The organism is Glaciihabitans sp. dw_435, from assembly GCF_018449675.1.
Taxonomy (GTDB): Bacteria; Actinomycetota; Actinomycetes; order Actinomycetales; family Microbacteriaceae; genus Glaciihabitans.
The window spans coordinates 204,892-225,569 of sequence record NZ_JAAVUZ010000001.1 but is presented as its reverse complement, the minus strand read 5'-3'; the positions used below and the strand labels follow the sequence as shown (position 1 = coordinate 225,569).

Genomic DNA, 20,678 nt, shown 5'->3' with positions numbered 1-20,678 from the left:
TGTTCCACCGCCAGGACGGCTATTCCCTGCCGTCTTCCAGAGGGATGAGCATTGTGCGGAATGGTCCCGTGTCGACGTGAAGATGCCAGATGCGATCGGCCACATCGTCAATTCCGTTGGGTAGTTGAAGCTGGGGAATGCCACCCGGGATCACCAGCTGGCTCACGCGAATTCCTTCATCCTCAAGCGCGTCGTGCAGCATTTCGCCGTAGGCGCTCTCGGCGGGGAAGGCGACGGAGGTGCCCGCAAAACCGGCGCGAGCCTTCACGGACGTTCCGCCGTTGATGAGGATGATGCTGCCGCTTCCATCCGCCTGCATCGCGGGAAGCACAGCGCGCACCGCATGAATGAGACCAAGCGCCGAGAAACTCAAGGCTTCGCGCGCCAGCTCCGGAGTCAGCTCGAGAACCGGCTTCAGGTAATCCCTCGACGGGAGTGGGCTGTACTGCAGCACGGTGATGGTTCCCAGCTCCGACGCGGCCGTTGCAAGCGCGACTTCCAGCTCTGCGGGTATCAAGACATCCGCGGAGTAGCCGCGTGCAGTCAGCCCATCGGCGGTGAGCTCGGAGGCCAGGAGGTCGAGCTTCGACTGATTCCTCGAGATGAGGGCGATCGAGAACCCTTCGCGCCCGAACTTCCGCGCAACTGCTGCGCCCAGTCCAGGTCCAGCTCCGATGATGGCGATGACAGGCACGATGAATCCTTCGTTAGTTGTTGAAGCGGAACTCCACGACGTCGCCGTCCTGCATCACGTATTCCTTGCCCTCGATGCGGGCCTTGCCCTTGGCGCGTGCCTCGGCGATGGAACCGGTCTCGACCAGGTCATCGAATCCGATGACCTCGGCCTTGATGAATCCCTTTTCGAAGTCGGTGTGGATGACGCCGGCGGCCTGGGGCGCCTTGGCACCCTTCGGGATCGTCCAGGCGCGGGTTTCCTTGGGGCCGGCGGTGAGGTACGTCTGCAGCCCCAGGGTGTCGAAACCGATGCGGGCGAGCTGGTTGAGTCCGCTCTCGTCCTGTCCGGTGGACGCGAGCAGTTCCGCGGCGTCGGCGGCATCGAGATCGATGAGTTCCGACTCGAGCTTTGCGTCGAGGAACACGGCGTGGGCCGGAGCAACCAGTGCCGCGAGGGCGGCCTTGCGCGAGTCATCCGTCAGCACAGCCTCATCCACGTTGAAGACGTAGATGAACGGCTTGACGGTCAGCAGGCCGAGTTCGTGCAGCGGCTCGAGATCGAGGGATGACGCGGACAGCGGCTTGCCGTCGTTGAGCCAGGCGAGCGACGCCTTGACGGTGTCCATCGTTGCCTGCGTGATCTTCTTGCCGCGCAGTTCCTTCTCGTAGCGCGACTCGGCCTTCTCGAGCGTCTGGAGGTCGGCGAGGATCAGCTCGGTGTTGATGGTCTCCATGTCGCTGGCAGCGTCAACCTTGCCGTCGACGTGGATGACGTCGGGGTCTTCGAACCCGCGGACGACCTGCGCGATGGCGTCGGCCTCGCGGATGTTGGCGAGGAACTTGTTGCCAAGCCCCTCCCCCACGGACGCGCCCTTGACGATGCCGGCGATGTCGACGAACGACACGGCGGCCGGGAGGATGCGCTCGGAGCTGAAGATTTCCGCGAGCACGGCGAGGCGCTCATCGGGAAGGTTCACGATGCCGGTGTTCGGCTCGATCGTCGCGAACGGGTAGTTCGCTGCGAGCACGGACGACTTGGTCAGAGCGTTGAACAGGGTGGACTTGCCGACATTCGGGAGTCCAACGATTGCAATAGTGAGAGCCACGAGTGTCAAGGGTACCGGCTGCGCCCGTCCGCCGGGTGTGCGGCCGGTCCGCGACACCGCGGCGAGCGCCTACAGCAGGCGCAAACGGAAGCCGAACGTGCGGTACGGCATCACCCAGTCGGTGAGTCCCGCCAGCTGCGGGTGGCTGTCCAGCAGTGCCGCGACCTCGGCAAGGGTGGCGGCCTTCTGCTCGTCAGAGCTGGTCAAAAAATGGCTGCGGGATGACACGAGGTCGATGATCTTCGCGCGATCGACCGGTTCCTCCCAATCCACCTCGTGGGTCTCCGGGGTGCCAAACAGCCCGCCCGGCAGCGGGGGCAGCTGCGGCACGACGCCCTCGGCCCGCAGTTCATCTGTGCGCAGGAATTCTTCCGCGTTCGAGCTGTGGATGATCTCCGTGAGGCGCGCCACCCAGCCAACGCGCTCGTCGCGGACGTTCCAGATGAGGCCGAGCGTGCCGCCGGGCCGCAGCACCCGGGCGACCTCGGGAACGGCGCGTTCCGGATCCACCCAGTGCCAGGCCTGGGCAACGACCACCGCGTCGACGCTGTCGTCGGGCAACGGGATGTCCTCGGCCGTTCCGACAGCACTCGTGGCATCGGTGATTGCCGCGTCGAGCTTCGCGAGCATTTCGGCCGACGGATCGATGGCGACGACGTCGAAACCGCGCTCCACGAGCAGCGCTGTCAGCTTGCCGGTGCCCGCACCCAGATCGAGCACGTGCCGGGCGGTGACGGGAAGCAACCAGTCGACGCTCTGAATCGGGTACGAGGGGCGCGCGCGGTCGTACTCATCCGCCGCCGCCCCAAACGAATTGGCGTTCTCGGTCTTGCGCTCGTCGTCGGTCGTCATGATGTCAGCCTATGCACCCGGGCGAAAACGCGAATCACGGGTCATCCGCATCTGGAGCGTCGGTGCCGCGTGAGAGCATCAAGTGTGTCCATAGATTTCACCGCGATCGACTTCGAGACCGCCAATTCCTCCAGCGCCTCCGCGTGCTCCGTCGGTCTCGTCAAGGTTCGCGACGGCCGCGTCGTCGATAAGGTCGGCTGGTTCATCCGCCCGCCGCTCGAGCACGACTTCTTCAACGAGTGGAACACGCGCATCCATGGGATTGTGGAAGCGGATGTCGCGGACGCCCTCACCTGGGCCGAGCAGCTGCCCGACCTGGTGGCCTTCGCCGACGGTGACCATCTTGTCGCTCACAACGCGGCCTTCGACATGGGCGTCATCACCGGCGCGAGCGCCGCCAGCGGGGTGCCGAGTCCCTCGTTCGCCTACCTGTGCAGCCTGGCCGTCGCCCGCAACACGTATAACCTCGACTCCTACAAGCTTCCGGTCGCCGCCATGGCCGCGGGCTTCGAAGACTTTGCGCACCACGACGCCCTCGCGGATGCCGAGGCCTGCGCCGCCATCATTTCGCACGCGGCCCGGCGCCACGATGCGTCCGACCTCGCGGAGCTCGCCCTGATGACCGGCGGGGCCATCAAGTACATCGGCCCGGCCGCAGCCGATCGCCGCCCGATGGCGCTGCGCTAATCACACTCCGGCGGCCCTCCCGGGCGATGTCACCGGCCGCTGCGACACTGGTCGCATGGACCCCGTAGCAGCGCTTCTCGTCGGAATACTCGTCGGCGTCGTCATCGGCGTGCTCGTGGCGCTGCTGCTCGTTCGCCGCCGCGGTGCGAGCGGTGGGGCGGGAGCCGAGGCCGAACTCACGTCGCTGCGGCACCAGCTCGACCTTGCCGGCGTGCGGTCGGAAAACACCCTCGCATCGATGCGGGCCGAAGAAGTGGCGCTCCGCACCGAACTTCAGACGGAGCTGTCATCCGTGCACGCGACGCTGCAGGGTGCCCGCGAGCAGGCCACCGCGCAGCGCGAGCAGTTCACCGCGCAGATTCTTCAGCAGGAGCAGCGTCTCGGGGAGTTCCAACAGCGACTCCGGGACATCCAGATCGCCGAAGCCGAACGCGTGCGCAGCGACGGCCGCGTACTCGTGGCGCTCAGTCCCGTGCAGGAAAGCCTGCAGGAGATGCAGCGCAAGGTCACCGAGCTCGAGGAGCAGCGCAACCTGCAGTACGGCGCCCTCGCCCAGCAGCTGACGGCCGCCACCGAGTCCGAGGAACGCCTGCGCAGCACGGCGGAATCGCTCGCCTCCGCGCTGCGGTCGAACAGCATTCGTGGGGTGTGGGGCGAGACGCAACTGCGCAACGTCGTCGAGGCGGCCGGGCTCATCGAGCGGGTCGACTTCGATGTGCAGTCGAGCATCACCTCCGACGCGGGCGCCGGACGCCCCGACATGGTCATTCATCTTCCGGGCGGCAAGAACATTGCGGTGGACGCCAAGGTTCCCTTCACCGCCTACCTCGAGGCCAGCCAAATCGCGGCGACCGCGACGGGCGAAGAGGGTGCCCGTCGTGAGGCTCTCCTGCGTCAGCACGTCAAGGTGGTGCGTGGGCACATCGATACCCTCGCGAACAAGGCCTACTGGCAGGGATTGCAGTCCTCGCCCGAGCTGGTCATCGCGTTCATCCCGAGCGAGTCCCTCGTGTCGTCCGCCATGGAGGCCGACCCCGGCATCATGGACTACGCGTTCAGCAAGCGCGTCGCGCTCGCCTCCCCCGTGACGCTGTGGTCGGTGCTCAAGACCGTCGCGTTCTCCTGGCAACAGGACGTGCTGACGGATGACGCGAAGCAACTGTTTGACCTCAGCCGCGAGCTGTACTCGCGCCTGTCCACGATGGCCGGGCACGTCGAGAAGCTGGGTCGGTCCATCGAGTCGACGGTCAAGAGCTACAACGGCTTCGTCGGTTCCCTCGAGCGACAGGTACTCCCGTCCGCGCGCAAGCTCAACAAGCTCGATGAGTCGAAGGTGCTCGCGGTGGTGACCCCGATCGAGGAGTCTCCGCGCGAAATCACCGCCTACGAGTTGCTCAACGAGCTCGAACGCGTCGAGCTCGACGGCTTCGGAGCCCTCGACAGCAGCGGCGTCGACCGGGACTAAATCCCGCGTTCGACCATGTCCAGCAGCCGGTCGGTCGCCGAGCGGATCATCCGCTCGTCCAGCCCGCGCAGCGGCCCGTCGATGACGAGCATTCCCAGGCCGTGCACGGCGCTCCACGCAAGGAACTCCGCGTTCTGGCGTCGCTCTGCGGTCAGGGCGCCCGCGGCGAGCAGGGCATCCAGAGCCCGGCCGACCTGCTGGAACGGAGTCAATCCGGCCTCTCCGGCCTTCGCCGCATCATTCGCGTTCTGCAGGTTGTCGGGAACCGAGAACGCCGCGCGAAAGAGTCCGGGGTCCTCCCGCGCGAAGGCGATGTATCCCTCCCCGACCGCGCGAAGTTGCGCGTGCGCGTCGGCGCGAGGGTCAGGCCCCGTCGCCACAGCGTCGACCTCGACCTGGATCCGGTCGGCGACCATGCCGAGCGCGGCGTTGGAGACGGCGTGCAGCAGCGCCTGTCTGTCGGCGAAGTGACGGTAGGCGGCGTTCGGCGAGACGCCGGCACGACGGGTTGCCTCCCTCAGAACGACCGCATCGGGACCGCCCTCCCTCGCCATGTCGAGGCCCGCCTGGAGCAGCGCGCCCCGCAGGTCGCCGTGACGGTATGAGTTCCGCGGCGTCTGGATTGGATCGGAAGTCATTTCGGGGCCTCTCTGGACAGGAATGACTACTCCTGCCATTGTGGACAGTGTACACATTCTAAGGAGACAGCAATGTTCACACCCGACAACGCCTTCAGTGGTTTCTCCGTCAATGACATCGCCGTGGCGCAGAAGTTCTACATCGAAAAGCTCGGCCTGAATGTGACCGAAAACGAGATGGGCTTCCTGAACCTGCATCTCGCCAGTGGAGCAACGGTGCTCGTGTACAACAAGCCGAACCACACCCCCGCCAGCTACACGGTGCTGAACTTCCAGGTCGACGACGTCGATGCTGCGGTGAACGACCTGATCTCCCGTGGTGTGACGATGGAGATGTACGAGGGCATGCCGCAGAGCGACACCGGCGTCATGCACGGCAACGGCCCGGACATCGCGTGGTTCACCGATCCCGCGGGCAACGTGTTCTCGGTACTCGCGGGGTAATGAGTACGCCCGCGGCCTCGCGCCTGCCCCGCGCCATCCGCCCCTTCGCTCTCGGGCAGTACCGGCTTCTCACCGGAAGCCTCGCGCTGTCGCTGCTGGGCGACGGCATCTGGCTGGTCGCCGTGGTGTGGGAAGTCATCGGCCTCGGCGGCGGACCGCTGGAGTTATCGTTCGTCGCGACCGCGTCCAGCATCGGGCTGATCGGCGCCGTGCTGCTCGGCGGGGTCATCGCCGACCGCGTTCCGCAGCGCCGGATCCTGCTGACCGTCGAGGCGATCAAGACGCTGGCCATCGGCACGGCAGCGGTGCTTGCCCTTACCTTTAACCTCGACATCTGGCACCTCGCCATCGTGACGTTGCTGCTCGGAATCGCCGACGGATTCTTCTACCCCGCCTATTCGGCGCTCATCCCGACGGTGCTGCCCGCCGAGGATTTGCTCGCGGCCAACGGCATCGAGGGCGTGCTGCGCCCCGCCGTCATGCAGGCAGCGGGACCGGCAGTGGCGAGCCTCGCCATCGCGCTGGTGTCCCCCGGGCTCGCGTTTGCGGTCACGGCTGCCGCGCAGCTGGTGGCGATCGCGGTGCTGCTGCGAATGCGGGAGATACCGATCACCAGGGAAATGGATGTCTCGCGACATCCGCTCCGCTCCATGGTCGACGACCTGCGTGAGGGCTTCCGCTACATGCTGCGCACCCCGTGGCTGCTAGGCACCCTGCTGTTCGCACTGCTGCTGATCCTGGTGATCATGGGGCCGATCGAAGTGCTGTTGCCGTTCGCCGTGAAAGGCCAGACGGGTGGCGGCGCCGGTGCCTTCGCGCTCGCGCTGGGTGCGTTCGGGGTGGGCGGTGCCGTCGGCTCACTGCTGGTCGCATCCATGCGGCTGCCGCGGCGCTACCTGACGATCATGTGCATGCTGTGGGGCGCCGGATGCCTCCCCCTTGCGGTCATCGGCTACACCTCGCAGCTCTGGCTGATGGTGGTCGCCCTGTTTGTCGTGGGATTCTGCTTCTCGGCCGCGACGGTGATTTGGGGAACGCTGCTGCAGCGTCGGGTTCCGACGAGGCTGCTCGGCCGAGTGTCGAGCCTCGACTTCTTCGTGTCCCTCGCGTTCATGCCGATCTCGATGGCACTGGCGGGCCCCGTGGGCGAGCTCATCGGCATCGCGCCGGCATTTCTCGTCGCCGGGGTAGTGCCGGTCTTCCTGGCGGTGGCAGCGATCCTGCTGTCGCGCATGCCGCGGGATGAGATCGAAAACCCGCTCGACATCGCGCCGGAAACACCTTCGGCGCCGAGCGAAGGCGCGGCGCCGAAGGTGAATGAGGTCCGCCCCGGTGAGGGACGGGCCACGGGTTAGACGCGCTCGAGCAGGCTGTCCTCGTCGAGCCACTTCTCGGCGAGGTGCTCGGCAACGACGCGACGCACGGTGCCGGAGCGGCCGCGCAGCACGATGGACTCGGTGCGGATGATGGGTCCGAGGCGGCGAACGCCCTCGACGAGCCCACCGTCGGTGACGCCGGTCGCCACGAAGTACGTGTTGTCGCTCTTCACCAGGTCGTTGGCCTCGTACACGTGGTCGAACAGCAAGCCGGCGGCCTCGCCGTTGGCGCGCTGCTCATCGTTCTGCGGCATGAGCATGGTCTGGATGAACCCGCCGAGGGCCTTGATGGCACAGGCCGTCACAACTCCCTCGGGGCTTCCGCCGACACCGACACACATGTCGATACGAGTCTCGGGGCGGGCGGCGTTGATGCCACCGGCGACGTCACCGTCGAGCAGCATGCGGGTTCCCGCGCCGGCGGCGCGGATCTCCTCGACGAGCTGCACGTGGCGGGGACGGTCGAGAACGGCGATCTGCATCTCGGAGACCGGCTTGTTCTTGGCGGCGGCCAGGGCACGGATGTTCTCACCGATGGACTTGCGGATGTCGAGGACACCGATTCCCTCGGCTCCGGCGACGATCTTGTTCATGTAGAACACGGTCGAGGCATCCAGCATGGAACCGCGGTCGGAGACCGCGATCATCGACAGGGCATTCTGGCGGCCCGCGGCCGTCAGCGACGTTCCGTCGATCGGGTCGACTGCGATGTCGCAGGCGGGGCCGCGGCCGTTGCCGACGTGCTCGCCGTTGTAAAGCATCGGCGCCTTGTCTTTTTCGCCCTCGCCGATGACGACGACGCCATCGAAGTTGACGGTGCCGAGGAACTTGCGCATTGCGTCGACCGCGGCCTTGTCGGCGGCGTTCTTGTCGCCGCGCCCGATGAAGGGTACGGCGCGGATGGCCGCGGCCTCCGTGGCCCGAACGAGCTCCATGGCGAGGTTGCGGTCGGGGTGGAGGAAGAGGCTTCCGGTGTCAGTGCTCACCAATTGGGGCGTCCTTGCAGTTGAGTGGCTTAGTCGCTGTGGTGGGATTCGCTGGTGGAATCAACGATGGCTCCAGTTTACCCAGCACAGCGACCCGGCTCACTATCGCTTGATGGCGTCGAGGTGAAGCATGCGAGACAGAACCTTGTCCAGCTCGTCGTCGCGGAAGATCTTCTTCCAGTCATCCTTGACGATCGACTCACGTCCGTAGTCCATCGCGATGAGGCACGCGTCAGAGAACGGGTTGTCACCCTTGAGCGAGTTGGCGAGGGCGACCTGCGTGTGGCCGAGAAGGATGGCGCGGGCCGCGGGCTCCGGAACACCCATGGTGTTCACTGCCTCATCCAGCGACTCCTTGAGGAGCGCGCCAATCATGCAGGCGATGGTCTCAACGAGGGTCGGCTCGAGCTGGGCGAGCTGCTTGACGGTGACCCAGTGCACGTCGATGACGGGCGCGTAGATGACACGAATAACGGTCTCGGCGATGGCCTGCTTGCTGTCGTCGTCGGTCTCGATGGCCGCGATGACATCCTGCGGCGCAGCGATTCCGCCGAACGTGTCGGCGTACTCCTCGGGCGTGTGGCGCTCGAGGAAGACCGACGGGTGGCACGGGTGCGCGACGGCGAAGACGATGTCTTCGCGGGTGGCGAGCAGTCCGGCGTAGGCAGCTGCCGGGTCGAGCGTGAGCAGCACGGCGCCCGTCTTCAGCAGCGGGACGACGGCACCCGACACGGAGGCAAGCGCCAGGTCGGGAACGGCGAGGACAACGACATCGGCGTCGGCCACGGCGGTCTCGGTGGCGGTGACAACGCGGCCGGTGGCCGTGATGCGCTCGACGCCGGCCGGCGAGTTCTCGCTGTAGTAGACGGTGTGGTCGGTCTTCTGCAGGTTGTTGGACACCCGCATACCCATCTTGCCGCCGGCGCCGATGACGGCGATGGTCAGGGTCTCAGTTGACGTGCTCATTTTTCGTTACTCCTTATATAGGCGAGGTTGGTGGAATTCCAGAGGTTCTCCATACGCACGGTCTCCTCGAAGGAGTCCTGCCAGGGGAGCCAATGTTCGATGACGCGGTTGATGCCGCGAGCTTCTGGGGTGATGGTCGTCATGAGGTGGTCGTAGTCGAGGAGTCCGGTGCCGAGCTGGGCGCCCTCGAGCGTGAAACCGACCCATCCCCCGCGCCGCGTGAACGCGAAGTCCTTGACGTGCATGTTCTTCACGTATGGCGCGCAGCGGTCGATGACGTCGACGGGGTTCTCGAGGGCCGCGACCGAGTTGGCGGGGTCAAGACAGATTCCGAGGTTGCTGCTGCCGACCGCCTCGACGAGGGAGACGAGGTCGCGGGAGTGCACCTGCTCGTAGGTCTCCAGCGCGAGGGTGACACCGGCGGCCTCGTAGGCGGGCAGCGCGCGTCCGAGCAGCTGCTCCGCTTCCCCGAGGGTCGGCTTGTGCTCGGCGGTGTTGATCATGCTGCGCACGGTCGTCACTCCGAGGGCTTCGCTCAGGGCGAGATAGGTCGCGAGATGCTCGGGAAGAACACCGCGTGTGCCGAGTTCGAGCGTGATGCCGAGGTCATCCGCTTCCCTCTTGATGTCGCGCACCTGGTCGGCGGAGAACGCGGTGATCGCCTCGTAGTCGCAGATCTGAAACAGATCGGCGTCGAGGGCGCGCGTGCGGCGCAACATCTCGGGCAGCCCGATCGGATCGGGCGCCTCACTCGAGTGCTGCCAGAAGAAGGCGTAGGTGCCGAGGCCGATCATCGGTTGTCCGTTCTGCTGGAGGCGAGGACGGCGGCTTCGTCGAGCACCGCGCCGAGCGCTGCGGGATCGTGGGCGAACCGGCCGAGGAAGAGACCGTCCGCGTCGCCGCCGAGTTCGGTGAGGAGACCCGGGCCGGCGCTGCCGCCGTAGATCACGACGCTGCCATCGCGACCGGTGAGGCCGTCGACGTGCGAGCGCAGGGCTGCGCACACGGCGCGGATGTGGTCGGCCGGAGCGGGCGCCGGGGCTCCGATGGCCCAGACGGGCTCGTACGCGACGATGACCCGGCCGAAGGCCGCCCCGGCAAGGGCGGAATCGAGCTGACGGATGCATTCCGCGGAGGCGTCGGCCGGAGGCATCCGCTCTCCCTCACCAATGCAGAGCACGGGAGCCAGCCCATTGCGCAGCGCCGCCGCAGACTTCGCGGCAACGATGGCGTCGGTCTCACCGAACAGCCGGCGGCGTTCAGCGTGTCCCACCTCGACGACGGAGGCGCCGACCTCGGCCAGCACCGCCCCGCTGACTTCGCCGGTGAACGCTCCGCTGTCGTCGGTCGCCAGGTCCTGGGCGCCGACGAGCACGCCGGTGCCGGCGAAGATCCCGACGGCCGGCGCCACGGCGAGGAAGTCGGGAATCACGAACAGCTCGACGGCTCCGGATGCCACGGACGGATGTGTCCGCGCGAGTTCGGCTACCCGCGAACTCCAGTCGAGACTCTGGGCGTGGCCGAAGTACATTTTCAGGCTCACCCCCACGGTCACAGTGGAGTGCGAGCGCTCGGTCGCGGTCATTAGCAGGTGCCGGTGGTCTCGTACTCGTCGAGGACGGCAACCTTCTCGGCGCTGGCGCTGGTCTCGTCGAACCGGTACGTCAGCCACTCGCGAACGAGGCGGCGGGCGAGCTCGATTCCAATGACGCGCTGGCCCATGGTGAGCACCTGCGCGTTGTTGCTGAGGATGAGGCGCTCGACCGAGAAACTGTCGTGGGCGACCGAAGCGCGGATTCCCGCGACCTTGCCCGCCGCCATGGCGACGCCCATGCCCGTGCCGCAGAACAGCAGGGCGCGGTCGGCCTTGCCCGCGGCGATCAGCTCTCCGGCGGTCACGCCGATCTTGGGGTAGGAGGTGTGGCCGTCGCCGTCCACACCGATGTCGGTGACGAACTCGACGAGGTCGTTGGCTTCGAGGTCCTTCTTAAGGATCTCCTTGTAGTCGTAGCCAGCGTCGTCGGATCCGATGACGATGCGCAGTGTGTTCGACATTACTTTTCTCCTTCTTCCGCGGTGAGTACCGCGGCAATGGCGTGGACGATGAGTCCGAATGAGTGGGCTCCGGCATCCGGCGTACCGAGGCTCTTCTCGGCGTGCGGTCGGGCGCGGCCCATCTTGGGCAGCAGGTCGGCGGTGGCCGCGGCAGCCGTTGTGGCGGCGTCGGCGGCAGTGCTCCACGCGGCAGCGAGCGTTGCTCCGGCGGCCGCTTCGGCCGCGAGTGTCTCACTGAATGGCACAAGCGCGTCGACCATGGTCTTGTCGCCGACCTGGGCGCCAAAGGTCTTGATCCCGTCGGTGGCGGCCTGCGCTCCCGCGGCGACGGAGGCGGTGGTGGGCTTGTCGGTGTCACCGAGGGCCGATCCGACCGCGCGGAGGGCGACGCCCCACAGCGCGCCGGAGGTTCCGCCGGCCTTGTCGGCCCAGGCGTCCGCGGCGTGGGCGAGCAGGGTCTCGACGCCGGCGCCGGCCTCGAGTGCATCGCGGGCGGCGGACTGCGCGGCGTGCGATCCGCGCTGCATGCCGATGCCGTGGTCCCCGTCGCCGGCAACCGCGTCGATGCGTCCGAGCTCGTCGGCGTTGTCGTCGATCACCGCGACGAGGGCGTCGAGGGCCGCCTGCACGACGGCTGCCGACTGCTGCGAGGCTTCGCTGCCCGGAACGACGGCGGCCGTCGCCGCGACGGCGTCGTGGAATTCGCTCTCGTCGAGCTGGTCGGCCGGGTTCACCGAGCCCTTGCGGTAGGCGGCGGTGTCGGCCGGTGCGCGCCAGAACCGCTCGAGTTCGTCGTCGAGCCAGAAGAGGGTGAGGGATGCCCCGGCCATGTCGAAGCTCGTCACGAGTTCGCCGACCTCGGGGTCGATGATCTCGAGTCCCGCATCCTCGAGCAGCGCGGCGACGCGACGATAGACCACGAAGAGCTCTTCGTACTTGACGGACCCGAGACCGTTGAGGATCAGCCCGATTCTGTTGCCTGCGACGGTATCGATGCCGTCGGGAAGTTCTTTCAGCAGGGTGGAGACGAAGAGCTCCGCGAGCTCGTCGGCGGTCGGGACATCCGTCTCCCCGATTCCCGGCTCGCCGTGGATGCCGAGGCCGACGGCCATGCGTCCCTCGGGCACAGTGAACAGTGGTGCGTCGGCGCCGGGAAGGGTGCAGCCGCCGAAGGCAACACCGAACGAGCGTGTGCGCTCGTTGGCGAGGATGGCCACGCGCTCGACCTCGTCCATCGAGTAGCCGGCCTCGGCGGCGGCCGCGGCCGCTTTGAAGACGGTGAGGTCCCCGGCGATGCCACGGCGCTTGGCCTTCTCGGCGACGGACGCGCTGGAGACGTCATCCGTGACGACCACGGTGCGGGTCTCGATGCCCTCGGCGTTGAGACGCGCCTGCGCCTGGTTGAAGTTGAGGACGTCGCCGGCGTAGTTGCCGTAGCTCAGCAGGACGCCGCCGCCGTTGTTGGCGGCAGTGCCGACGCTGTGCACCTGGTCGGCGGAGGGAGAGGCGAAGAGGTTACCCATGGCCGCGCCGGAGGCGAGACCCTGACCAACGATGCCGCCGAAGGCGGGGTAGTGACCGGAACCACCGCCGATGACGACGGCGACGCTGCCCGGGGCGGAACGGGTCGAGCGAACGACTCCGCCCTGCACCCGGCGAACGTGGGCGCGGTTGGCGGCGACGAAGCCCTCGATCATTTCATCGGCGAAATCTGCGGGTTCGTTGAACAAGCGGGTCATGAGTGCAACTCCAGTGGCGCGTGATGTTGGGGTGCCGTGGTGGCCGCAGACGCTGCGGCCACCACGACGGGGTGTACGGGGTGCTACTTGAGGACGGTGGGAGCCGCGAGGTTCGAGGTTCCCAGTGCGTCGGCCGCCTTGCGCTGGCGGGCGAGGATCAGCATGAGCACCGCCGACAGGAGCATGAAGCCACCGACGATGAACATCGGAACCTGGAACTGCGGGGTGTCCCCCACCTTCGTCCAGTCGGCCACGGCGCCCGTGATGTAGGGAGCCGAGAAGCCTGCGATGTTTCCGACGGTGTTGATCAGCGCGATCCCGGCCGCCGCCGCGGCCCCGGTGAGGAACTGTGTCGGAAGCGTCCAGAAGTTCGGCAGCGCGGCGAAGATCGCGCTGGCCGTGACCGCGATGATCGCGATCGTGAGCACGGGAGATCCGGCGTACAGCGCGAACGGAATGCTCACGGCGCCAACAACGGCGGGGACGGCGATGTGCCAGGTCTTGAGACCCCGGCGCGTGGCATCCCTCGACCAGAGGTAGAGAACGATGGCGGCGGGAACGTAGGGAATCGCGGTGATGAGACCCTTTTCGAAGATGCCGTACTCGGTGCCGTAGAGCTCCTGGAAGCCCGCGATGATCGTCGGAAGGAAGAAGGCGAGCGAGTACAGGCCGTAGATGAAGCCGAAGTAGATGAACGCGAGCATCCAGACGCGACCGCTCTTGAACGCGGAGCCGATGCCGACGTGCTTGTTGGATTTCTCGGTGACGGCGCGCTCACCCTCAAGTTCGGCGGTGAGCCAGGTGCGCTCGTCGCTCGTGAGCCACTTCGCTTCGGACGGCTTGTCCTTGAGGTAGTACCAGGCGATGACTCCGACGATGATCGCGGGGACCGAGACGCACAGGAACATAAAGCGCCAGCCCTCGAGGCCAAAGAACACACCGTGCTGCTGGATGAGTGCCCCGGCGAGCGGTGCACCAATGACGGTGGTCAGCGGCTGCGCCAGGTAGAAGAGCGCGAGAATCTTGCTGCGGTGACGGGCAGGAACCCAGAGGCTCAGGAACAGGATGGCACCGGGGAAGAATCCGGCCTCGGCAACACCGAGCACAAACCGCAGCGCGGCAAGCTGTTCGAAGTTCTGCACGAAGGTGAACAGGAACGCGACGATGCCCCAGGACACCATGATGCGCGCGAGCCATCGGCGGGCGCCGAAGCGGTGCAGGGCCAGGTTGCTGGGAACCTCGAGAAGGATGTAGCCGATGAAGAAGACGCCGGAGGCGAATCCCACCTGGGCCAGCGACAGACCGAGGTCGTCGTTCATGCCGTTGGGGGCCGCAAAGCCGATGGCGGTGCGGTCGAGGTAGTTGATGAAGAACATCAGCGCTACGAAGGGCACGAGACGGATTGAGATCTTCCGGATCGTAGATTTCTCTACGACGGATTGGGTGACCCCAACTTTCGTGGTGGTGTCCACATTGACTCCTTATAGTTCAGGCCGAACCGACCTCATTGTCACGTGATCGCAAACACCACGCGGGAACAGTATTTATCACCACGGCCGGACCTGTCAACCGGTTGACCAATATGAGGAATGTCCGGGATTGCGATCCGCGGATTCGCGCGGATCGGGCCGCAAACTGCTCGGGCGCACCGAGTTGGTACGCTGATTTCAATGCCCGCCTACCCCAACGACAACGCCGCCGAGATCAGCGCGGCGCTCGGCAGCATGCCGTCCGGCTCGGCGGTTTCGGAGGTGGCCACGCGCCTCCTCACCCTGTTCACCGGCGGGTCCATCGCCCCGGGAACACGGCTTCCCCCCGAGCGCACCCTCGCCGCCTCCCTCGAGGTCGGTCGCTCGGCGGTGCGCGAGGCGCTGGCGGCGCTCGAAATCCTCGGCATCGTCGATGTGCGGCCCGGCTCCGGCACCTACCTGCGCGGCAACGCCAGCGAGATGCTCCCCCAGACACTGAGCTGGGGAATGATGATCGGCAGCCCGAAGACGATCGAACTCGTCGAGGTGCGGGGCGCGCTGGAAATCTACGCGGCCCGCCTCGCCGCCGACCGGATTACGGATGACGCGTTGGAGATCCTCCGTGACTGCGTCGAGGAAATGCGGGCCAGCCAGAACGATCTTCGGGCCTTCGTCGAGGCCGATCTCCGGTTCCACCACGAGCTCGCCAAAAGCATCAACAACACGGTGTTGCTCGACTTGTTGCAGAGCATCAGGTCGCTCCTTCGGGTATGGGTCGACCGCGCGGTGCAGGACGACGAGCAGGTTCTCGCCGCACTCCAGGAGCACACCGCGGTCTACGAAGCGATCGCCACCCGGAATTCGGATGCCGCCGCGTCGGCGATGGCAACCCATATGCATACCGCGGGCGCCCGCCTCGCCGGGTCAATAGACTCGAAGGACAAGCGCTAACACCATCGCAAGACCGGCTTCAAAGGAGAACTAATGCCCGTCGCAACCCCTGACCAGTACGCAGAGATGCTGGACAAGGCCAAGAACAATGGTTTCGCTTACCCGGCGGTCAACGTGTCGTCATCGGCGACCATCAACGCCGTGCTGCAGGGACTGACCGAGGCGGGGTCCGACGGAATTATCCAGGTCACCACGGGAGGAGCGGACTACTTCGCCGGCCACACCGTGAAGAACCGCGCATCGGGAGCGCTGGCGTTCGCTGCCTTCGCCACCGAGGTCGCCAAGAACTATCCCATCACCGTTGCGCTCCACACGGACCACTGCCCCAAGGACGCCCTCGAGGGCTTCGTGCTGCCCCTGATCGCCGCCTCGGAGGCCGAGGTCAAGGCCGGCCGCAACCCGATCTTCCAGTCCCACATGTGGGACGGCTCGGCCATCCCGCTGAACGAGAACCTCGACATCGCCAAGACACTGCTGCCCCGCATGAAGGCGATCAACGCCATCCTCGAGGTCGAGATCGGTGTCGTCGGTGGCGAGGAAGACGGCGTCTCCAACGAGCACAGCGAACACCTGTACACAACGCTCGACGACGCCATCGCCACGGTCGAGGCTCTCGGTTTTGGTGAGCAGGGCCGGTACATCGCCGCCCTCACCTTCGGCAACGTGCACGGCGTGTACAAGCCCGGCGGCGTCAAGCTTCGTCCCGAGCTGCTGGGTGAAATCCAGGCGGGTCTCGCCGCGAAGTACGGCACTGACGCGCTGCCCCTCGACCTCGTGTTCCACGGTGGATCGGGCTCCTCCGATGAGGAGATCGCCACCGCCGTCGCCAACGGTGTGGTCAAGATGAACATCGATACCGACACCCAGTACGCGTTCAGTCGCTCGGTCGCCGACACGGTGCTGCGCAATTACGACGGATTCCTCAAGGTGGACGGCGAGGTCGGCAGCAAGAAGGTCTACGACCCGCGCTCCTGGGGCAAGCTCGCCGAGACGGCCATGGCTGCCCGCGTCGTCGAGGCCACGCGCCAGCTCGGCTCGTACGGCCACTCGGCCAGTTAGACGTTCAGACCGAACAACGACGGCCCGGGATGTGGATGTCCCGGGCCGCCGCTATTTCGCCTACGGACGCTTCTCGGGCGCCGGTAGCTGGAACTTTAGGGACAGGCTCCTGCCGTCGTCCCACGACAGGTTGTCCACCACGCTGCCGACGGTGAGGTAGTACGGGGCGATGAGCATGAGGCGCCGACCCTCGGGAAGGTCGACATCAAGACTGAGGGCAACGGCGGTCGAGCCATCCGCTCGCTCCCGCAGTTCGATCAGCGGCGAATCCCGGTCCATGACGGGGGTGTCGAGGACGGCGAGCAACAGTCCCCGCAGGGACGCGCGCTGGGCCTCGTCCATGCGGTGGGCGGCACGCCCCGGATCGGTCACAATGATGCCCGATTCCATCGCGAGGTCGTCGAGCCAGCTGCGGTTCGCGGCAGCGACGAGGTCGGTCCGTAACTGGCGTGCCAGCTGGCCGGCCAGGGCGCGGTCTTCCGGCGTGATCACGCCCGCGGTGGCGACGGATTCAATGAAGGGGATGACGCGGGCCCGCACCCGGGCGATGTTCTCGCTGCGAATCAGGTCATCGGCGCGGTCGGCCGCGTCCTGGTCGGGGTGGCCGGACCGGGTCTCGAGCAGGCGCAGGGTGCGGTCGACCACGGTGTAGGAGAAGACCGTCGACGCGATTGCGGCGACGAGCACGGGGCCCACCGCAATCACCAGGCGCCCGCCCCATGGCCACGCGGACGGCGCGGGGATGTACACGATGTTGGCCACGATCACGATGAACGTGGCAGACGCGATGGAGTACCCAATCATGCGCCGTGCCGACGAGTACGGCGCGAGGCTACCAAGGGTGACCGCGATGCCGATCTCTGCCCACCACTGCTCGACCGGGACGGAGCTTCCGACTGTCCCGAAGGCCGACACGATCACGCCGGCCGCGGAGATCCCCAGCACGATGGCCGCCTGCGGTGGCGTGATCGGAGGGCGGTGGGGCTGCACAAAGTGCGCCGCGGCAAGCCCGGCGACGAGGAAGAACGGCATGGCAGCGAACTGGAGCGCGACACTGGTCCACTGGTTCCAGTAGAGGGCCGTCGTCACCAGCGCCAGCACGACGCTGGCGACCGCGACGGTGACGGGCAGCCGGGGTCCGGTGAACCAGCTCAGGGGGTCTACCTGCTGCGGCGAGAGATCCAGGGACCTAGAAACGGCGATCACCCGCTTCGGTCGGCGCGGCGCCGAGACTCACCGGCAGGGAAATGACGACAGACGTGCCGCTGCCCGGGGATGACCACACGCGCACCGCACCGCCCTGCGATTCGACCCGCAGCCGCACCGATGACCGGAGACCCAGCCTGTCCTCCCCCACCGAACCCGGATCGAACCCGCGCCCGGAGTCGACCACCATGATCGTGACCAGCTCGTCGTCCCGGTCGAGGATCAGCTCCGCCGAGGCGGACCCCGAGTGCTTCACCACGTTCTCGAGGCAGGCCCGCACCGCGCCCAGCGCCGCGGTGGCCGCGTCCGGCGACAGGGCAAGCACGCTCTCCGGGTTGCCCGTGACCTCGACACCGAGTCCGCGCCACTGGAAGTCGCTGGCGATCGCCATGAGTTGATTGCGGAACATGGCGTCGTCGGACTCCTGCGATCCCGATTGTGCGGGCGGAGCCATCCACTGTCCATTGGATAGCCACGCGACGTCGTCGCGCATGCGGTCCCGGGTGTGGTCGCTCAGCTCTTCGGGGCCGTGGATGACGAGGGCGAGGTCGTTGAGGAGGGTGTCGTGGATGGCGGCGGCCGCGCGCTGCTCGACCGTGCGGGCGGCCTCGTACCTCAGGTTGTCGGCCTGCACCCTGTCGAACTCGGGTACCCGCTCGGCGTGGACCTGCTGGATGCGGTAAATCACGAGGAAGGTCGCGCAGTAGATGACGATCGCGATGGCGGGGCCGAGGCCGGTGGTGATGGGCAGCCCCAGCTGCAGGTCGACGAGCACCGTGACAGCCTCGCCCAGGACGAATCCGATGACGCCCCACTTCACGACATTGAGGGGGCGGGATGTCGCGGACCCGACGAGCACCAGCGCGAAGGCCGGCCGGTTCAGGAGGAAGTTGGCCGTGCCCTGAAATTCCGGGTGGTTGGACAGCAGCAGAAACTGGAACGCCCAGACGCTCAGGGTGCCGACGATGAGGTAGGTCGCGAGACTCTCGCGGGACGGCCATCTCATCAACACGAGCAGCGCCGCGATCATCGACAACAGGATTCCCGCGGCGAGCGCGGCGTCGGCGTAATAGCCCCGGCCGACGAGGTAGTCGACCACTCCGGGGATGGTGACGGCGAGGACGGCAAGTGCTACGGCCCACACCCCGCGGATGGCGGCAGACACCGTGACGGCCGCCGCAACGTCCCTCGGCAGTACCGGCAAACGAACGGGTCCCCTCTGCACAAGCTCAGGTAACCACACCGGGAGTCTCCGCGCACTATACGCGGGCGGTTGGCCGCGCGCCGGGAGGTTACTTGCCGCTGAAGGTGGCCATGTAGGCCGGGTCACCCGTGAGGGCGACGAACATCAGGATGATGGTGACGATGACCGTCAGCGCCGCCCCGATGAGCGGAACGTAGAACGCGATGCGGTTGCGTCGCAGCAGGAGGATGGACACGAGCGCGGTCACCACGAACACCACGATCTGTGTCGCGTTGAGCGCGATTCCGATGGTGCGTGCCAGGTCGACCGACGTATAGGCGCCGAGCTTGGTTCCGCTCATGTTCATCTGGTTCATGAGCGTGTAGGCATAGTTCAGCGTCGTGGTCAGGTCGGCGTACTGGGCGTAGGTGGAGATCACCGAGTAGGCGCCGAACGTGAGCAGCGCAACCGTCAGGCCCAGGTCCCAGCCGCGGCGGGGTCGCGTTCCGGCCACGGCAAGCGAGGCGGGAGCGGTGCGGGCAAGGGAAGCGGATGACTCGGGCTGACGCTTCACGCCCGCCGGGGCATCCGTCACCTCGGGCACCGGCACGGCATCCAGCCCCATCGCCTTTGCCTGCTCGAGCGGGGTGGCGTACTCGCCGTACTGCGGGGCGGGGCGCGGGTCAGTCACTATTTCTGCCAATCCAGTCGACGCACGCGGCCACCGAGACCACGTTCGTCCGGGTTACCGTCGGCGTCCTTGCGAAGTTCCTTCGGGAGGGAGAACATCAGGTCTTCTTCTGCCGTGACGATCTGCCGAACGTCAGCGTAGCCCGCATCCGCGAGGTCATCGAGCACCTCCTGTACGAGCACCTCGGGCACGGACGCGCCGGAGGTCACGCCGACGGTGGAGATGCCGTCGAGCCATTCCTGCTGGATCTCGCTGGCGTAGTCCACGCGATATGCGGCCTTCGCACCGTTCTCGAGGGCGACGTCGACCAGGCGCACGGTATTGGAGCTGTTCGCCGATCCGACGACGATGACCAGTTCGGCCTGTTCTGACACCTTCTTGATGGCGACCTGGCGGTTCGTGGTTGCGTAGCAAATGTCGTCGCTTGGCGGATCCTGCAGCAGGGGGAAACGCTCGCGCAGCAGACGGACGGTTTCCATCGTCTCGTCCACGCTGAGGGTCGTCTGCGAGAGCCACACCACGTGGTCGGGGTTCTTCACCACGACGTTGGGGACGTCGGCCGGGCTGTTCACGAGAATCGTGCGTTCGGGCGCCTGGCCCATCGTGCCCTCGACCTCTTCGTGACCGGCATGGCCGATGAGAAGAATCTCGTAGTCGGCGCGGGCGAACCGCACCGCCTCTCGGTGCACCTTGGTCACCAGCGGGCAGGTGGCATCGATGGCGTCGAGGTTGCGGTCGGCGGCACCCTGCACAACGGCGGGCGAGACGCCGTGGGCGCTGAAGACGATGTGGGAGCCCTCGGGCACCTCGGCCACGTCGTCAACGAAGATGGCGCCCTTTTTCTCGAGCGTCGACACCACGTGGATGTTGTGCACGATCTGCTTGCGCACGTAGACGGGAGAGCCAAAACGGTCGAGTGCTTTTTCGACGGCGATGACCGCGCGGTCCACTCCTGCACAGTATCCCCGGGGCGCGGCAAGCAGCACCCTCTTGGGAGAAGCGACGGGGTTGTCCCGTAGCCTGTTACGTAGCGCGGGAATCCGCGGCATTTCGAGGCTGACGGCGGAGCCGTTAGTGATATTGCTCACGCAGTGATTGTACGTGAGCGACGTCGGCAGAAGCTGGGGAGG

Annotated in this window: 21 protein-coding genes; 6 read left to right on the top strand and 15 right to left on the bottom strand. The window is 66.6% G+C overall.

The genetic code is table 11. The annotated features are described in order from the left end of the window. Window positions 1–19: 19 nt before the first annotated feature. The 3 genes from HB677_RS01040 to HB677_RS01030 form a co-directional block, all read right to left on the bottom strand. Complete coding sequence (locus HB677_RS01040; protein ID WP_213813794.1) at window positions 20–694, bottom strand: SDR family NAD(P)-dependent oxidoreductase; 675 nt, start codon at window positions 692–694, stop codon at window positions 20–22. A 13-nt stretch (window positions 695–707) separates the two neighbouring features. Then, on the bottom strand, window positions 708–1,781 hold the full coding sequence (gene ychF, locus HB677_RS01035) for a redox-regulated ATPase YchF (RefSeq protein ID WP_213813793.1): 1,074 nt from the start codon (window positions 1,779–1,781) through the stop codon (window positions 708–710). Window positions 1,782–1,850: 69 nt separating this feature from the next. Further along, window positions 1,851–2,633, bottom strand: a complete 783-nt coding sequence (locus HB677_RS01030) for a class I SAM-dependent methyltransferase (protein ID WP_213813792.1) — start codon at window positions 2,631–2,633, stop codon at window positions 1,851–1,853. Between the two features lie 84 nt (window positions 2,634–2,717). On the opposite strand from HB677_RS01030, the gene HB677_RS01025 reads away from it, so the two are divergent. Both HB677_RS01025 and rmuC read left to right on the top strand, forming a co-directional pair. Continuing rightward, on the top strand, window positions 2,718–3,320 hold the full coding sequence (locus tag HB677_RS01025) for an exonuclease domain-containing protein (protein WP_213813791.1): 603 nt from the start codon (window positions 2,718–2,720) through the stop codon (window positions 3,318–3,320). A 55-nt stretch (window positions 3,321–3,375) separates the two neighbouring features. Further along, window positions 3,376–4,785 (top strand): DNA recombination protein RmuC, encoded by a 1,410-nt coding sequence (gene rmuC, locus HB677_RS01020; protein ID WP_213813790.1) that lies wholly within the window; start codon window positions 3,376–3,378, stop codon window positions 4,783–4,785. Here the strand turns inward: rmuC and HB677_RS01015 are convergent. Beyond that, a complete protein-coding gene (locus HB677_RS01015; RefSeq protein WP_213813789.1) occupies window positions 4,782–5,423 on the bottom strand; it encodes a TetR/AcrR family transcriptional regulator in 642 nt (213 codons plus the stop codon). The two genes, rmuC and HB677_RS01015, sit on opposite strands and share 4 nt — an antisense overlap. Before the next feature lie 72 nt (window positions 5,424–5,495). Here HB677_RS01015 and HB677_RS01010 point away from each other — a divergent pair, with 72 nt between their 5' ends. Both HB677_RS01010 and HB677_RS01005 read left to right on the top strand, forming a co-directional pair. Continuing rightward, window positions 5,496–5,867, top strand: coding sequence for a VOC family protein (locus tag HB677_RS01010; protein ID WP_213813788.1), 372 nt, complete (start codon window positions 5,496–5,498; stop codon window positions 5,865–5,867). After that, a complete protein-coding gene (locus HB677_RS01005; RefSeq protein WP_213813787.1) occupies window positions 5,867–7,222 on the top strand; it encodes an MFS transporter in 1,356 nt (451 codons plus the stop codon). Before HB677_RS01010 ends, HB677_RS01005 begins: the two co-directional genes overlap by 1 nt. On the opposite strand, the gene glpX is transcribed toward HB677_RS01005, so the two are convergent. From glpX to HB677_RS00970, 7 genes are all read right to left on the bottom strand, one after another. Continuing rightward, window positions 7,219–8,178 carry a class II fructose-bisphosphatase gene (gene glpX, locus HB677_RS01000; protein WP_213814133.1) on the bottom strand — a complete coding sequence of 320 codons (960 nt, stop codon included), beginning with the start codon at window positions 8,176–8,178 and terminating at the stop codon, window positions 7,219–7,221. The genes HB677_RS01005 and glpX overlap by 4 nt on opposite strands. Before the next feature lie 153 nt (window positions 8,179–8,331). Beyond that, the gene (locus HB677_RS00995; protein WP_213813786.1) at window positions 8,332–9,195 is read right to left on the bottom strand and encodes a phosphogluconate dehydrogenase C-terminal domain-containing protein; all 864 of its coding nucleotides are present in this window, start codon (window positions 9,193–9,195) and stop codon (window positions 8,332–8,334) included. After that, a complete protein-coding gene (locus tag HB677_RS00990; RefSeq protein WP_213813785.1) occupies window positions 9,192–9,989 on the bottom strand; it encodes a sugar phosphate isomerase/epimerase in 798 nt (265 codons plus the stop codon). Before HB677_RS00990 ends, HB677_RS00995 begins: the two co-directional genes overlap by 4 nt. Further along, the gene (locus HB677_RS00985; RefSeq protein ID WP_213813784.1) at window positions 9,986–10,780 is read right to left on the bottom strand and encodes a triose-phosphate isomerase family protein; all 795 of its coding nucleotides are present in this window, start codon (window positions 10,778–10,780) and stop codon (window positions 9,986–9,988) included. The genes HB677_RS00990 and HB677_RS00985 overlap by 4 nt, the downstream gene beginning before the upstream one ends. Then, window positions 10,780–11,250, bottom strand: coding sequence for a ribose-5-phosphate isomerase (locus tag HB677_RS00980; RefSeq protein WP_213813783.1), 471 nt, complete (start codon window positions 11,248–11,250; stop codon window positions 10,780–10,782). The genes HB677_RS00985 and HB677_RS00980 overlap by 1 nt, the downstream gene beginning before the upstream one ends. Continuing rightward, window positions 11,250–12,989: a dihydroxyacetone kinase family protein gene (locus HB677_RS00975; RefSeq protein WP_213813782.1), complete on the bottom strand. Its 1,740-nt coding sequence runs from the start codon at window positions 12,987–12,989 to the stop codon at window positions 11,250–11,252. Before HB677_RS00975 ends, HB677_RS00980 begins: the two co-directional genes overlap by 1 nt. 83 nt (window positions 12,990–13,072) lie before the next feature. Continuing rightward, window positions 13,073–14,365, bottom strand: coding sequence for an MFS transporter (locus HB677_RS00970; RefSeq protein ID WP_213814132.1), 1,293 nt, complete (start codon window positions 14,363–14,365; stop codon window positions 13,073–13,075). A gap of 294 nt (window positions 14,366–14,659) precedes the next feature. On the opposite strand from HB677_RS00970, the gene HB677_RS00965 reads away from it, so the two are divergent. Together HB677_RS00965 and fbaA are read left to right on the top strand one after the other, a co-directional pair. Continuing rightward, window positions 14,660–15,409, top strand: coding sequence for a FadR/GntR family transcriptional regulator (locus tag HB677_RS00965; protein WP_213813781.1), 750 nt, complete (start codon window positions 14,660–14,662; stop codon window positions 15,407–15,409). 33 nt (window positions 15,410–15,442) lie between these two features. Next, window positions 15,443–16,468 (top strand): class II fructose-bisphosphate aldolase, encoded by a 1,026-nt coding sequence (fbaA, locus tag HB677_RS00960; RefSeq protein ID WP_213813780.1) that lies wholly within the window; start codon window positions 15,443–15,445, stop codon window positions 16,466–16,468. Window positions 16,469–16,528: 60 nt separating this feature from the next. Here the strand turns inward: fbaA and HB677_RS00955 are convergent, their stop codons facing one another. From HB677_RS00955 to HB677_RS00940, 4 genes are all read right to left on the bottom strand, one after another. Further along, window positions 16,529–17,674, bottom strand: a complete 1,146-nt coding sequence (locus HB677_RS00955; RefSeq protein ID WP_213813779.1) for a hypothetical protein — start codon at window positions 17,672–17,674, stop codon at window positions 16,529–16,531. Continuing rightward, window positions 17,658–18,899, bottom strand: coding sequence for a sensor histidine kinase (locus HB677_RS00950; protein ID WP_213813778.1), 1,242 nt, complete (start codon window positions 18,897–18,899; stop codon window positions 17,658–17,660). The genes HB677_RS00955 and HB677_RS00950 overlap by 17 nt, the downstream gene beginning before the upstream one ends. Before the next feature lie 67 nt (window positions 18,900–18,966). Continuing rightward, a complete protein-coding gene (locus HB677_RS00945; RefSeq protein ID WP_213813777.1) occupies window positions 18,967–19,548 on the bottom strand; it encodes a DUF6264 family protein in 582 nt (193 codons plus the stop codon). Then, window positions 19,548–20,597 carry a 4-hydroxy-3-methylbut-2-enyl diphosphate reductase gene (locus tag HB677_RS00940; protein ID WP_213814131.1) on the bottom strand — a complete coding sequence of 350 codons (1,050 nt, stop codon included), beginning with the start codon at window positions 20,595–20,597 and terminating at the stop codon, window positions 19,548–19,550. The genes HB677_RS00945 and HB677_RS00940 overlap by 1 nt, the downstream gene beginning before the upstream one ends. Window positions 20,598–20,678 lie beyond the last annotated feature (81 nt).

Bases quoted from the DNA above. Each gene is read 5' to 3' on its own strand.
- HB677_RS01030 (WP_213813792.1), bottom strand. From the start codon at position 2,633: ATGACGACCGACGACGAGCGCAAGACCGAGAACGCCAATTCGTTTGGG.
- rmuC (WP_213813790.1), top strand. From the start codon at position 3,376: ATGGACCCCGTAGCAGCGCTTCTCGTCGGAATACTCGTCGGCGTCGTC.
- HB677_RS01015 (WP_213813789.1), bottom strand. From the start codon at position 5,423: ATGACTTCCGATCCAATCCAGACGCCGCGGAACTCATACCGTCACGGC.
- HB677_RS01010 (WP_213813788.1), top strand. From the start codon at position 5,496: ATGTTCACACCCGACAACGCCTTCAGTGGTTTCTCCGTCAATGACATC.
- HB677_RS01005 (WP_213813787.1), top strand. From the start codon at position 5,867: ATGAGTACGCCCGCGGCCTCGCGCCTGCCCCGCGCCATCCGCCCCTTC.
- glpX (WP_213814133.1), bottom strand. From the start codon at position 8,178: ATGGAGCTCGTTCGGGCCACGGAGGCCGCGGCCATCCGCGCCGTACCC.
- HB677_RS00995 (WP_213813786.1), bottom strand. From the start codon at position 9,195: ATGAGCACGTCAACTGAGACCCTGACCATCGCCGTCATCGGCGCCGGC.
- HB677_RS00990 (WP_213813785.1), bottom strand. From the start codon at position 9,989: ATGATCGGCCTCGGCACCTACGCCTTCTTCTGGCAGCACTCGAGTGAG.
- HB677_RS00985 (WP_213813784.1), bottom strand. From the start codon at position 10,780: ATGACCGCGACCGAGCGCTCGCACTCCACTGTGACCGTGGGGGTGAGC.
- HB677_RS00980 (WP_213813783.1), bottom strand. From the start codon at position 11,250: ATGTCGAACACACTGCGCATCGTCATCGGATCCGACGACGCTGGCTAC.
- HB677_RS00975 (WP_213813782.1), bottom strand. From the start codon at position 12,989: ATGACCCGCTTGTTCAACGAACCCGCAGATTTCGCCGATGAAATGATC.
- HB677_RS00970 (WP_213814132.1), bottom strand. From the start codon at position 14,365: ATGTTCTTCATCAACTACCTCGACCGCACCGCCATCGGCTTTGCGGCC.
- HB677_RS00965 (WP_213813781.1), top strand. From the start codon at position 14,660: ATGCCCGCCTACCCCAACGACAACGCCGCCGAGATCAGCGCGGCGCTC.
- fbaA (WP_213813780.1), top strand. From the start codon at position 15,443: ATGCCCGTCGCAACCCCTGACCAGTACGCAGAGATGCTGGACAAGGCC.
- HB677_RS00940 (WP_213814131.1), bottom strand. From the start codon at position 20,597: ATGCCGCGGATTCCCGCGCTACGTAACAGGCTACGGGACAACCCCGTC.